At 54.1% G+C, this 12,291-nt stretch carries 11 protein-coding genes and 2 pseudogenes; 8 read left to right on the forward strand and 5 right to left on the reverse strand.

All coding sequences use genetic code 11. The features are described from left to right. The 3 genes from VI895_07490 to VI895_07500 form a co-directional block, all read left to right on the forward strand. The coding region (locus VI895_07490; GenBank protein ID HLG19644.1) for a potassium transporter TrkG at nucleotides 1–404 on the forward strand (404 nt) is incomplete at its 5' end. A gap of 10 nt (nucleotides 405–414) precedes the next feature. Continuing rightward, a complete protein-coding gene (locus VI895_07495) occupies nucleotides 415–840 on the forward strand; it encodes a TrkA family potassium uptake protein (protein ID HLG19645.1) in 426 nt (141 codons plus the stop codon). A 34-nt stretch (nucleotides 841–874) separates the two neighbouring features. Then, nucleotides 875–1,915 (forward strand): mechanosensitive ion channel family protein, encoded by a 1,041-nt coding sequence (locus tag VI895_07500; GenBank protein HLG19646.1) that lies wholly within the window; start codon nucleotides 875–877, stop codon nucleotides 1,913–1,915. On the opposite strand, the gene VI895_07505 is transcribed toward VI895_07500, so the two are convergent. Then, the gene (locus VI895_07505) at nucleotides 1,905–3,032 is read right to left on the reverse strand and encodes a glutamate--cysteine ligase (protein ID HLG19647.1); all 1,128 of its coding nucleotides are present in this window, start codon (nucleotides 3,030–3,032) and stop codon (nucleotides 1,905–1,907) included. The genes VI895_07500 and VI895_07505 overlap by 11 nt on opposite strands. Nucleotides 3,033–3,619: 587 nt before the next feature. On the opposite strand from VI895_07505, the pseudogene VI895_07510 reads away from it, so the two are divergent. The 3 genes and pseudogenes from VI895_07510 (at nucleotide 3,620) to VI895_07520 (ending at nucleotide 5,932) form a co-directional block, all read left to right on the forward strand. Beyond that, nucleotides 3,620–4,309 (forward strand): annotated as a pseudogene (locus VI895_07510) (transposase). Nucleotides 4,310–4,316: 7 nt separating this feature from the next. Then, nucleotides 4,317–4,823 (forward strand): annotated as a pseudogene (locus VI895_07515) (transposase). Between the two features lie 83 nt (nucleotides 4,824–4,906). Then, nucleotides 4,907–5,932 carry an IS630 family transposase gene (locus VI895_07520; GenBank protein ID HLG19648.1) on the forward strand — a complete coding sequence of 342 codons (1,026 nt, stop codon included), beginning with the start codon at nucleotides 4,907–4,909 and terminating at the stop codon, nucleotides 5,930–5,932. 220 nt (nucleotides 5,933–6,152) lie between these two features. Here VI895_07520 and VI895_07525 read toward each other — a convergent pair whose 3' ends face one another. Together VI895_07525 and VI895_07530 are read right to left on the reverse strand one after the other, a co-directional pair. Beyond that, on the reverse strand, nucleotides 6,153–7,682 hold the full coding sequence (locus VI895_07525) for a hypothetical protein (protein ID HLG19649.1): 1,530 nt from the start codon (nucleotides 7,680–7,682) through the stop codon (nucleotides 6,153–6,155). Between the two features lie 172 nt (nucleotides 7,683–7,854). Beyond that, nucleotides 7,855–8,877, reverse strand: coding sequence for an IS110 family transposase (locus tag VI895_07530; protein ID HLG19650.1), 1,023 nt, complete (start codon nucleotides 8,875–8,877; stop codon nucleotides 7,855–7,857). A gap of 198 nt (nucleotides 8,878–9,075) precedes the next feature. On the opposite strand from VI895_07530, the gene VI895_07535 reads away from it, so the two are divergent. Both VI895_07535 and VI895_07540 read left to right on the forward strand, forming a co-directional pair. Then, complete coding sequence (locus VI895_07535) at nucleotides 9,076–9,438, forward strand: hypothetical protein (GenBank protein HLG19651.1); 363 nt, start codon at nucleotides 9,076–9,078, stop codon at nucleotides 9,436–9,438. Further along, on the forward strand, nucleotides 9,435–10,136 hold the full coding sequence (locus VI895_07540) for a nucleotidyl transferase AbiEii/AbiGii toxin family protein (protein ID HLG19652.1): 702 nt from the start codon (nucleotides 9,435–9,437) through the stop codon (nucleotides 10,134–10,136). Before VI895_07535 ends, VI895_07540 begins: the two co-directional genes overlap by 4 nt. A gap of 715 nt (nucleotides 10,137–10,851) precedes the next feature. Here VI895_07540 and VI895_07545 read toward each other — a convergent pair. Together VI895_07545 and VI895_07550 are read right to left on the reverse strand one after the other, a co-directional pair. Further along, complete coding sequence (locus VI895_07545) at nucleotides 10,852–11,274, reverse strand: VOC family protein (GenBank protein ID HLG19653.1); 423 nt, start codon at nucleotides 11,272–11,274, stop codon at nucleotides 10,852–10,854. Between the two features lie 528 nt (nucleotides 11,275–11,802). Beyond that, nucleotides 11,803–12,291 (reverse strand): zinc-binding dehydrogenase (locus VI895_07550; GenBank protein ID HLG19654.1); only part of this gene is annotated, 489 nt, incomplete at its 5' end.

The raw sequence follows: 12,291 nt of genomic DNA on the forward strand, positions 1-12,291 counted from the left end.
GAGGGATCAAGACCACCACCGCCGCCGTGTTGGCCGCCACGTTTCGCGGAGAGCTCCGCCGGCAACCGCCTGAATTGCAGGGACGATCGATCTCCCAAGAAACGATCCGCAGATCGGTGTCGATCGTAGCGATGTCGGGGACGATCGTGTTCGGCGCACTGTTCTTTCTGGTTATCTTTGAACCCTTCAGCTTTCTCTCCCTGGCCTTTGAGACCGTATCCGCCTTCGGCACGGTCGGCCTTTCGACAGGGATCACACCGCTCCTCGGTATTCCCGGAAAGCTGATTCTCGTGACGGTGATGTTCGCCGGAAGAGTGGGACCCCTCACGATTGCCGTGGCCATCGGCAGCCGCTATAGGGTGCAGAAACATGTTTTTCCTACCGAAGATCTTCCGGTCGGTTAGAATCGGCTTTGTGCCCAAACGAATTCTCATCATCGGACTGGGAAGGTTCGGATTTTCGTTGGCGGAGAGTCTCGCGATTCGCAAATGTGAAGTCATCGCGATTGATAAGGATATGGCTCGCGTTTCGGAAATCAAGGATCGGGTGACCTACGCCGCGCAGGTCGACGGAACGGATGTGGAAAGTTTGCGTTCCGTTAAGGCCGACTCGGTCGCTGCCGCGGTGGTGGGAATGGGGGACAATTTTGAGGCGGCCATGCTCTGCGTGGCCGCTCTGAAGGAAGTGGGTGTGGCGCAGGTCATCGCGCGGGCTCAAACGGCGCGCCATGCGCGCATTCTCGCCGCGATCGGCGCCTCGGAAGTCCTTCAAATCGAAGCCGATATGGGCCGAAGATTAGCCGACTCGATCGTCGAGCGGCCGGACAAACCTTCCGGTTGACATCGCGGCTGAGTTTGATAGCGCTTTCGGTACCATGACCGTTTGGATTTGGCCCGTTCTCCTCACCCTCGCCGCTTTCTTTTCCTTGTGGATTGCCAAGCGTCTTCTATTCCGACTTCTCCGACGGTGGGGCGGGAACGAGTCCCCCGAACTCGCCCATCAAATGATGCATGTACTTTCGGGCCCGGCGAACGTCGTCGTGGCCGTGATTTCGTTGTCCGTCGGAAGTCAGTTCGCACCCCTTCCTCCGCGTTTGGAGCATCTCCTTCCTCAGATCGTCAAGATTCTGCTCGTCGTCATCGGAATTTATCTCGCCGATCGGATCGCGCTTCTCCTTTATCGTCGTCGGCAATCCAAAGGTTCCTTTCTTCGGATATCTTCGTCGATCGTTCAAGCCATCCTTCATTCGCTCATCTACGGCGTGGGCGGTCTCATTGTTCTCGATTCCCTCGGAATATCGATTACCCCTCTACTCGCCTCCCTGGGAATCGGCTCACTCGCCGTAGCGCTGGCGCTTCAAGACACGTTGGCCAATGTTTTTTCCGGAATCTACCTTTCCATCGAGCAGCCGATGGAAGTGGGGCACTTTGTTCGGCTGGAGAGCGGCGAGGAGGGATATGTCGAAAAAATCGGCTGGCGATCCACGCGGATTCGAATGCTCCCCAACAATACCGTGATCGTACCCAATACCAAATTGGCCGGAAGCCACTTCACGAATTATTACCTGCCCTCCAAAGACCTCGCGGTCCTCGTAAATCTCGGGATTCACTACGACAGCGACTTGAAACACGTGGAACGGATCACGGTGGAAGTGGCCAAAGAGACGATGCGGGACGTAAATGGCGGAGTTCCGGAATTTGAGCCGTTCATCCGATACCATACGTTCGCGGATTCCAGTATCAATTTCACCGTGATTTTAAGGGCGCAGGAGTTTGTGGATCAGTATTTGGTTAAGCATGAATTCATCAAGCGGCTTCACGAACGATACAGAAAAGAACGAATCATAATCCCATTCCCGATTCGCACGCTGGAATTTCCGCCTTCATTCCCGCGGTCCGTGAAACTCAAAGGATAGCGAGTTTATCGGTTGCAAATTCGTCAATCAGGGACGAAACAACTTCCTCGAACGATGAACTTTGCTTAAATACTTTGCGCTGTCTTTGATAACTCAATCCCACCCGGAGCATCTCTTCAATATAAAAAAGCTCGTGCTTACAACCGTTGCCGGAGGCGATCGGTTCAAGGATATGAAGGAGGTGGGGAATGTCTTCATGGAGCGGACGGGTCCGCCCGGCCGCGTCGACAACGATCTCGGCCTCGATACCCCAGCGGGAGGCTCTCCACTTATTCTCCCTGAGAATCCAATCCGGCGGCGGCGCGAATTTTTTGCCCTCTCGATACTCCCCATCCAGCCAGGTCAGAAGACAATGGGTCAGCGACACCAAGGCAAGGGTTTCCGACAGCGTGGGAAGTGCATCGCAAACCCGGATCTCAAGGGTTCCAAAATCGGGGTGCGGCCGGATATCCCACCAGATGTCTTTGACGTTCTTGATCGCCCTGGATCGAACCATTGCATCATAAAAGGCCTCGAAGCCTTCCCAATCCGTAAAGAGACAGGGATGCCCCGCGGTGGGCAGCGCTTCGAAGATCGTGATCCGGGACGAAGCCAGCCCCGTATCCGAACCCTGCCAAAACGGCGAACTCGCCGACAACGCGAGCAGATGCGGATAATAATGGGAAATCGCATTCATCATGGCGATCGCATGATCTCCGTCACGCATTCCCACATGCACATGAAGCCCGAAAATCATCAGGCGCTGAGCGATCCAGCGGTTCCGGTCGATGAGCGCCTGATAACGCTCCGCCGGATACAGAATTCGCTCCCGATGCTTTGCGAACGGGTGGGAACCGGACGACGCAAATTCGACCCCCAACTTTGAAGTCACCTGTCGCAACCGGGCGAGCGTGTCCGTCAAGTCCCGGCGCACATCATCGATCGTTCGGCAAATCCCCGTGTTGAGCTCAATCATGGCCTGAAATAGTTCCGGCTTGATACGAGGTCCCTCGGAGCCGAGAAGCTCGAACACCTCCATTGCTGTGGCCGTAAGATCGTGCGTCTTACGATCGATCAGCTGCAATTCCATCTCGACTCCAATGGTCATTTGTTCCGACGATGTGAATAAAAGAGGCATGCAACCCAAACCCGTTGAAACCTATTTATGTGGCAGGATCTGAAAACATTGCAAGGGCAATCGTCAGTCGGTGCGACACACTGCCCGTTGGGACCGCTAAGTGCAGCTAAGTAGAACCTCACATCACAATAATATGGGTCTACCCGGGTTTGAGTGGGTAATTTGCGCGGGGCGGAAGGCGCAAAGACAGATCTATGGAGGGCGAGAGAGGTATGCGAGGTTGTAAGAATCCGTCCTATTTTGTGGGCGTTGGAGAGGCCTCGCGCCCGGCGATGAGCGGTTGTGCCTTTGGCAAGGCATAGTCGCCGGTTGCGACCTTCTTGCGTCCAAAAGCGAGGATTAATCGTTGAGTTCGTAAAGGTTCCTGGACGCAAGAAGGGGGTTTACTTTTCTTCGGGTGAGCCTCTTTCCGTCCTCGGAAAGAGGCCGGCGAACGGCGCTCCACCGTTCGAAAGGCCAAGGTCTTCCATCGCCGTGAGCCATCCGATGCAGGAGGTCGGAAAAAGCGATTGGAGGGAGACCTTTTCGTAGTACGGTGGGCGGATGAAGAGCCCGAAATCGATCCGTGAGTTATTTTCACTTCCGGGATTTGTTGCTCAGCCGCAGCTTTTGGGTGTGATGGGAGATCGGTATGCGCGCGGGATTGCGCTTCGACGCCGAAAAAAACAGCGGTCTGTTCCGGTTGTGGGCATCGCTGTCCGGGACGATACGACCGGAGGATCTGCCGTGTGCGAGATCTTTCGGTGGCCGGGTGGCGAATCTATCTCGACTTTGAACGCTGGCGAGTCTTTTGTCCTCGGTGCAAGGCGGTGTTTGTAGAACGGCTGGATTGGCTGGCGAAGAATCCCCGGTACACCGAGCGATTCGCCATGCATGTGGGCACACCGTGTCGGGAAATGACCAACAAAGCCGTGGCCCAGGTCGAGCGTCTGCATGAAGACACGGTCAAGGATCTCGACAAGATCTACATGCAAAGGCAGATCGCCCGAGCGGGGACACCTGCCCCCAGAGCGATTGGGGTGGACGCGATCGCGATTCGTACGGGTCACGATTACCGCATCATCGTCAGCGACCTCGTTCGGGGTCGCCCCATTTGGGTGGGAGGATCCGGTCGAAGCGAGGAGGATCTGGACCTCTTCTTCCTCCAGCTTGGTCCGCGGAAATCGAAGAGCATTGAGCTGGCGGCGATGGACATGTGGAAACCGTTTCGAAACTCTCTTCAAAAGAACGCCCCGAAGGCCCGCATCATCTTCGACAAGTTCCATATCATGCGGCATTTGAACGATGCGCTCGATCTCGTGCGACGGACTGAATATCATCGTCTCTCCCGGAAAAGACCGCTCCTATATCAAGGGGCAGCGCTATACGCTCCTGGCGGGCTGGGAGAACCTAAATCGCGACGGGCGGAGGTCCTTGCGCAAGCTCCTCAAGGCCAACAAACGACTCCATCTCGCCTATCTCCTCAAGGAATCGTTTGGCCAGCTCTGGAGCTATCGCAAGGAAGGATGGGCCAAACGGTTTTTCGAACATTGGCGCGACCCCCTCAAGTGGCAGCGCCTCCAGCCTTTCGAGAAATTTGCCCGGATGATCGAACGCCACTGGGAGGGGATTGCCTCCTATTGTCATCCGCAGAACAAGGTCAGCCTGGGAATGGTCTAGGACCTCAACAACAAAATCCGTGCCCTCCAACGAAGAGCGTACGGCTACCGGGACGAGGAGTACCTGAAACTCAAAATCATCGCCGCGTTTCCACCCCCGCTCCCTCAATCCCCCGCAAATGGCCCACTGTGATCCGGGTTGAGCCGGAAATATTAAGGAGCACGCCGGAAATACGAATTAGTTCATAAGTATACCGTCATATGGTATAAGAGGGCATGCGAAAGAATGATGCCCGGAAGTTGGATCACAAGACGTTGGAACAGATTCGGATACGAGCCGTGGAACAGGTTCAGGCAGGAGAGAGTCCGGAAGTTGTGATTCGATCGCTTGGATTTAACCGAGATTGCATCTACGACTGGTTGGCAAGATACCGAGTGGGCGGATGGGGCGCGTTGAAAGCGAAACCCCTTTACGGACGGCCCAAGAAAATGACGGGGAAGCAAATCCGGTGGATCTACGACACGATCACGATGAAAAATGCCCTGCAACTCAAATGTCCGTATGCGTTATGGACACGAGGAATGATCCGGCAGTTGATTGCCAAACGGTTTAGAATCAACTTGAGCTTGGTATCGGTGGGTCGGCTCTTGGCCCAGCTGGGACTCACCTGTCAGAAACCGTTATTTCGCGCCTATCAACAAAATCGATCGTTGGTCGAGCAGTGGTTGAAGAAGGAATTTCCACGAATCAAGGCCCAAGCGAAGCGGCTGAAGGCCACGATCTACTTTGAGGATGAGGCGGGAGTGCGTTCGGACGTTCATTCGGGAAAAACCTGGGCCGTACGGGGTCAAACCCCCATTGTTCGGGTGACCGGGGCTCGATTTGGAATGAACCTCATCTCGGCCGTCAGTCCCCGCGGAGAAATGAAGTTTATGGTCATCCACGGAACGATGGCGGCAAAACAATTCTGTGAATTTCTTCGGCGCCTGATCCACAACGCGCGACGACCGATCTTTTTGATTGTGGATGGACATCCCACTCACCGAGCGAAAAAGGTCAGCACATTCGTCAAATCCACCCACGGGAAACTCCGGTTGTTCTTTCTTCCACCGTACTCTCCCGAATTGAATCCGGATGAGTTTGTTTGGAATGACCTCAAAAATAACGGCGTAGGGCGGTCGGCCATCGTCGGACCGGACCAGATGAAAGTTACGGTGATGTCACACATGCGCTCTTTGCAGAAGAATTCGGAAAAAATTCGTTCGTTCTTTCAAGCCCCGGAAACCAAGTACGCAGCCTGAGAAGCCGGTATACTTATGAACTCCTTAGTATATGTCTGCGGGCATCACGATTTAAACTGTTCGGACTTCCATTACAAGTTCAAATAGGGTAAGATTATATAAGAATTTTTCTTATTATTAAAAGAGGTGCATATGCCGTCATCCAAAACCATTACCATTTCTCTTCCTGCCCCTATGGGCAAGGACATCGAAAAAGTAGCAAAAGAGGAACACCGTACTATCAGTGAACTTCTCCGAGAGGCCTTTCGACAGTACCAAGCCCAGAGGCATCTTCGCAGTATCGCGCAGGAAGGAAGAAAATCCGCCAAGGCCAAAGGATTGACCCCGAAGGACTTCGGCGGCCCGTTTGAAGATTAAGTCCCCCTTCTTCGGAAGATGAGGGGGAGGAGAAGAGCAGAGGCCGCAAGTCCCGGTTTCGAAAACCATTGATCGCGAATTCTCCGCGCATTACCGACTCCAAAAGGGCGGCATCATTCTCCGACCCTGGGTTGATCGCTCGTACCCGCTGGTTATGAAGCGTGGTGGGTTTCAAGATGTCCTGGACGAGCGTTTTCACCGGAGCCGGAACGTCGACGACCGCCAGGGTATCCAGGTAACGATTGTTGGCCGCCTGGGAAACATCGGCCCGGCGTTGGAGATCGGCGATTCCCCGGCGCATGGGCAACCACTCCCGCTTTCGTTTGTCCTGCCCCTCTTTGGGACGATAGACCTTGAATCCCTCGGGCTCGTTGATGGTGGCCTCGATTCGTAAGATACTTCCCTCCTTGTTATACGCTTTGAGGGAGTTGCCATTGATCCGGTGCTTGGTGCGAACCCCTTCGGTGCGATGCTTCATGTCGCTGACGACTTCTCCCTGGAAATGGCCATCCACGTGCCCCGTCGAGGAAAGCTTGTGGCCCAGAAAGCGCATCACATCCGGGCTCTGGAACGTGGTCAGGCCGTGATGAATGAGCGAGGGATACAGCGCATCCAGCGAGGCGCGATCTTTGAACATGATATCGGTCGCCCATTCCGTCTGAAACGCGGACCCGTAGTAGGGAGCTTCAAACTCCCCGAAGATTTTCGGGTGAGCGGGATTGAGTCGCCCGGCAATGCGATCGAGATCGTCGGGCCAGTTCGTCTCCAACTGTCGGTCCATGAGTGTTTGGGCCTTCTCCACGTTGTTGATCCGAGGAAAACAGTTGTCCCGACGAAGATACAACAGCCCGGCTTTGTCCATCTGCCGAGACAACCACTCCCGGCCATTGATGCAGATCTGGATGTTGAAGGGATACCAGGTCTGAATGCGGGCGCTCATGAAGCCAAAGACCGGGTCGATGCCGTACTGGTAGACATGAAGACACTTCCGACGGCGCAGGACCAACTCCAGCTTCTTTTTCTCCCGGTTTCGAAAAATATCGTAGGATCGACAGGGCTCGACCGCCGTGAACACGCAGATGAGCCCTCGCTCAATCTTGTCCCGGCGCAGGATCTTTTGAGCCATCTCCTCCTTGCTCTCCCGGGGGGATTCCAAGTAGATCAGCGGACGATTGTTTTTCTCCGCCACTGCCGTGGCGCCTTCCTTGACCTGTTGCGTTGCCTGTTGCACATGCCGAGAAAAATCCTTCAAAAGAATGTCGGAAAACGAAAGATAGGTCTTCATCCCTTCGGCGTATGCCAACTGCCGGAGCGTCCCTCGAAAAACCAGCCGATCAAAGCCCGAAAGAATTCCAATGATGGATCGGCAATGTTTCTGTACAAAGAGTTTCATGACGCTCCTCCTGCGCTATGGCGATTTTTCTCGAAACCACTGTAGTGCAGTGACGGAGCGTCAACAATCTTCTATCGAATCAGCCAAAACCTATCCGGCTTTGGTTGCGGCCGAAGGCCGCGCTAGGAACTCACCCTCGCATTCTTCGGAAAATAAAATTCATGTTTGATTCTTATGCTGCCTTCAAGCGATATTCTTTGCCTGTTGCCATCAACGCCCAAAGGACCCGTGCATTTTTATTGGCAAGCGCCACACATGCTTTGTGGATTCCGCGTCTTGTTTCCAATCGCCCCAACCATTCGCCCAAGTGATCTCTTCGGGTTTTGTGATGTCGAAGTACAGCACGTGCACCATGGACTAACAAGGTTCGCAAATATTTATCGCCTCGCTTGCTGATTCCTAACAACCGATCTTTTCCACCACTGGAATGCTGCCGAGGAACCAAACCCAGCCAGGCGGACAATTGCCGACCATTGCGAAATACTTTTGGATCTCCCACGGCTGCCAGGATCGCGGTGGCGGTTAGTGTTCCAACCCCTGGGACTCGCTCCAGTCGCCGACAGGTTTCACTCGTCTTGAAAATGTCGTTCAATTCAAACTCCATCTCTACGATCCGATTCTTCACCGCACGGAGTTCCTCAGATAATTTCTCGATGATCTTTCGACAGCGAAAACTCATCTCGGCGCTCTCTCCTTGTAACAACTCAGAAAGTCGTTGGGAGAAACGCTCCGATCCTTGAGGAATCACCACGCCATACTCTGCCAGCAATCCTCGAATTTGGTTGCTCAGTGCCGTCCGGCTCTGAACCAGCCGTTGCCGAACCCGATGAAGATTTTGGATGTCCTGTTGTTCCACACTCTTGATCGGCACAAAATGCATCCCCGGTCGTGTCGCCGCCTCACAGATCGCTTCCGCATCAGCTCGATCGTTCTTGTTTGTCTTGACGTAGGGCTTTACGAACTGCGGAGAGATCAACCGCACCTCGCATCCCAGTTTCTGAAATTCACGTGCCCAATAGTTCGATCCTCCACAAGCTTCCACAACTATCATCTGCGGCTTTACCTTGGCGACAACCTCTCGCAGTTCTGCTCTACGAACGCGCTTTTGAAAAACGACTCTCCCGTGAATATCTCTTCCATGAAGCTCAAAAATGTTCTTTGCCAAATCAATTCCCATTGCGCTAACTTGTTCCATTGGATCCTCCTCGTTTCGATTGAATGATTCCACCATGAACCATTCCGGCCCTTACGGAGGCCGTAAGGAAACGAGGACGGGCCCATTCCATTACGCTGGGCCCGCCAGGTGAACGAGCGATCTTCCACGGGAAATGCGTTCCAGACCGACTGAAAGGCAGACATTGACGTCCTTGCCCCCTAAGCATATTTTATACATATGAAAAAGAGGTTTTTCCGGGAATCCGGCCGCCGCGGCGGCCGCATACGCGCCCGAAACCTATCCCCCGAACGGCGTTCGGAAATCGCATCCAGGGCCGCCCGAGCGCGGTGGAATGGTCCTCCCCCCATCATGAAGAGCGTGAGGTTCGAAACCGCCGATCTCGCCAACCCCGCCTATCTTGAAGAAGTGTTGCTCGAAGGATCGCTCCATGATTGGAGGGGAATTTATGAGGAAATCGCCAACCGTCCCTTTGGTACCGTCGCCCAAGCTCTTGAAAGGGTCCTGTCCTCGTCGAAGTATTACGGACTCACACCCTTATGGATGGGCCTTCTCCGGAATGTTCAACACGCTCTCCCGTGAAGAAAACAGGGAAAGAGACTACGCAAAATCTGCCGGAGTGGGAGAGGCTCCTTTCTGCGCAATTGGTCTTTCAAGCTCGTTTCCCCGAGGTGGTCCTGGTGGGAGGAACCGCCGCCGCCCTTCACGTGGGGCATCGTATCTCGGTGGATGCGGATCATGTTCTTGCCGATCTCAAAAATAGGTTCGCGGAAATTCTGAGGAAATTGGAGCGCGAGGCGGGCTGGCGAACCAAGAGATTGGAACCGCCCGTCATGATTCTCGGCCATTTCAAGGGCGTTCGCACAGGAGTGCGGCAACTTGTACGCTCGGCACCGCTCGAAACAACAACCGTTAGAGGTTTAAGAGTACCGACGGTTGAGGAAATGATCCGGATCAAGGCGTACCTGATCCTCCGGCGAAATACGACGCGTGATTTTGTCGATTTTGTGGCGCTGTTCGATCATATCGGAGTCAAACAAGCACAGAACGCGCTCGCCTCTCTCGATCGGCTCTATCCTCAGAAGGAAGGGAATTCAGTCACCCAGCAACTCGCCATCCAGTTGTCCGAACCAAAACCGTGGGACCTGTCTCAAACTGATCTACGTGCATACAAAGGACTGAAGGAACCGTACACGGATTGGCAGGAAGTCAAACGCCGTGCCTTCGTCGCCGGTCAGAAGATTATATTGAAAGGACTCTCGGGCCTTACATTCAAGTGAGAGCACGATCGATCTCACGAAAAAGGTGGCTCCTCCAGATCGGCACCACGGTGTTTCATTATCCCACTCATCGCAGCGGCCCCGAGTTTCTTCGCTACTTGTGCAGAAGTCATCGGCTTTCCGGAAATAACTGAAGGTGGCCCGGCGTACACAGCGCGGCTCCACAGCATCAGGAGCAAACTTAGGGCGTATACTTTGAAAATATATCCTTACTCACCGGAAGGAGGCACGCAAGCCTTCACTTCCGCCTGTGGTGCCTCCACAAACGTAATGTTGGCGGAGCAGTTGGATTCATTTTCTACGGAACGGTTCAGATTACATTCGGGCTTGTCAGCACAGACCAAAAAACAATAGTTCACTCCATCCGTGTGGGCCACACAACGCGACCCTTCGGGGCATTCTTCGTCCTGCGTGCAGTCTTTGACACCGCAGTACCCGCCTTTGAAATCGAGGCACTCCTGGCCTTCCTCCGTACAGTCTTCGTTTATGGAACACTCAGAACCTACTCCTCGTTGATCTGCTTCTGTTCCTTCATCATCACAGGAATAGGAGCATAGGACCATCAAACATAGAATACTGAGAGCGATTCTTGGTTTCATTTTATTAACGTAACAGAGTCATTACTACGTTCAAGAAAATCGGCCGCGTTTCCTATCGCATCGCCATCGTTTCTACACCTCTTTCCCAACGTGTAGCGGTCTATAGATGAAACTTTTCAGAAGCAGGTCGTGAACAATTTGGATGAATCTCGAAAAGATTTGAACTCGAGCGCCTGACCGTCCGGATCGAGAAAGAAAAGCGTGGCCTGCTCTCCGGGCTGCCCTTTGAATCGAATCGTCGGCGCGATCATGAATTCGACCCTCTTGGAACGTAAGGTATCCGCAAATCGGTGCCATTGGTCCCATTCAAGCACAACTCCAAAGTGAGGCACGGGAACATCGTGGCCGTCCACCGGGTTCGACTTGGGGGGAACGTTCCCCGTCTCCACCTGATGCAAGACCACTTGGTGTCCGAAGAAATTCAAATCGATCCAATGAGTGTTCGTTCGCCCTTCCGTGCAGCCGAGAATTTCCGTATAGAATCGGCGAGACCGTTCAAGATCGCGAACGGGAATCGCCAAATGAAAGGGTTGAAGCATATGCGCGCAAGCTGCCAGCCCATACCACTCGTGTCAAGGCGGGCAAGGATGATGCGTCGGTCGAAGGCTTTGGCGCCACCCATTTTGGACGAAGCTCACGGCGTTCCCGCGTATTCTACCAAACAGGAGGTAACCGTCGCGACTCTGATTTTCCTTTTCCGCAAGAATGCCGGTATAAGAAAACGCTGAATGAAGCTACACATCGATTGGATTACGATCTCGCTCCTTTTCTTTTGCGGTTGCGCCCCGGCCCCTTCACGTCCGGCAGATCTCGGCGGCGTTCATATGCATGGATATGAAGCATGCGAACGGCAACATTCCTCTTGTCTAACCGGCGGGCGCATCCAGGATGGCTCTTCTGAGGCTCCCGGTACGGAGGCCGTCTTCGAAGGCACCTACTTAGACAGCACTTACGGATTCGCTTCCAGCTGCAATCAAGCGCTTCAACGTTGTTACGATCGCGAACGGATGCAGTCGGCCCCTTCGGCGACTCCGATACCGAATCCATAGCCGTATAAACGGAAGCTTCTAGTTCATCCGAATGACCGAACGGAACCGGACTTTCCCCGACATCATGTGCTCGTAAGCTTTTTGGGCCTGCTGCAGTGGAAACTCTTCGATCATCGGTTTGAGGTTGTGAAGCTTTGCGAACCTCATTGTATCCGTGGAATCTTGTCCTGAACCGGATGCCCATCCTTTTATGCTGCCATTCCGCATGATGAGATCGATAGCGCTCACCGAGATCGGTTCGAACGGCGCGGCCACAATGAGAAGTTGTCCGTCCAAGCCGAGTCCGGGGACGAGCGCCGAAATCGCGCCGGCATTCGGTGCTGTGGCCAGAATCACTTTCGCCCCGCCGACTTTGCCCAAGAGCTCGCCGATATTCTGCGAGGCGGCGTCTATGTATTGATGGGCTCCGAGCTCCTCCGACAGCTTCCGTTTGTCCGGCCCCCGAGAAACGGCTACGGTGTAGAAACCCATGGCTCGTGCAAACTGAACCCCCAAGTGCCCCAGGCC

This window comes from Bdellovibrionota bacterium (genome assembly GCA_035292885.1).
Classification (GTDB): Bacteria; Bdellovibrionota_G; JALEGL01; order JALEGL01; family DATDPG01; genus DATDPG01.